1 protein-coding gene is annotated in these 887 nt (G+C 62.7%); it reads left to right on the top strand.

Features of this window, described 5'->3' with window-relative positions; all coding sequences use genetic code 11:
- On the top strand, positions 1-887 hold an 887-nt coding region (locus NCS00_RS27520; RefSeq protein ID WP_250441515.1), incomplete at both ends, for an electron transfer flavoprotein subunit alpha/FixB family protein.

Raw genomic sequence — 887 nt, 5'->3', positions numbered from 1 at the left:
ATTGCAGAACACGACAATGCGTCGATCAAGGCAGCGACGCTGAACACGGTTGCGGCGGCATCGAAGATTGGTGGCGATGTGCATGTGCTGATCGCGGGCTCGAACGCGCAGGGCGCGGCGGATGCGGCGGCGAAGATCGCGGGCGTCAGCAAAGTGCTGCTCGCCGATGCGCCGCAACTCGCTGAAGGCCTCGCGGAAAACGTCGAAGCTACGGTGTTGAACATCGCGAAGGATTATTCGCACATCCTCGCTCCGGCGACCGCGTACGGTAAGAACATCGCGCCGCGTATCGCTGCACACTTGGACGTCGCGCAAATCAGCGACATCACCGCCGTCGATAGCGCCGATACTTTCGAACGCCCAATCTACGCAGGCAACGCCATCGCCACGGTTCAATCGAGCGATCCGATCAAGGTCATCACCGTTCGCGCGACGGGCTTCGATCCGGTTGCGGCGGAAGGCGGCAGCGCAGCGGTCGAGACGATCGAAGCGGCAGCCGATGCAGGCATCTCGCAGTTCGTGAGCCGTGAAGTGACGAAGCTCGATCGTCCGGAACTGACGAGCGCGCACATCATCGTGTCGGGTGGCCGTGGTCTGGGCAGCGGCGAGAACTACACGAAGACGCTAGAACCGCTCGCCGACAAACTCGGCGCGGCGCTGGGCGCATCGCGCGCGGCAGTCGATGCCGGCTATGTCCCGAACGACTTTCAGGTGGGTCAAACCGGCAAGATCGTCGCGCCGCAACTGTACGTGGCGGTCGGCATCTCGGGCGCGATTCAGCACTTGGCCGGCATGAAAGACTCGAAGGTCATCGTCGCGATCAACAAAGACCCCGAAGCGCCGATCTTCAGCGTCGCCGATTACGGTCTCGTCGGCGATCTGTTCTC

Origin of the sequence: Caballeronia sp. AZ1_KS37, assembly GCF_023631165.1 — a bacterium.
GTDB lineage: Bacteria > Pseudomonadota > Gammaproteobacteria > Burkholderiales > Burkholderiaceae > Caballeronia > Caballeronia zhejiangensis.
This window is presented reverse-complemented; position numbering and strand designations above follow the sequence as displayed.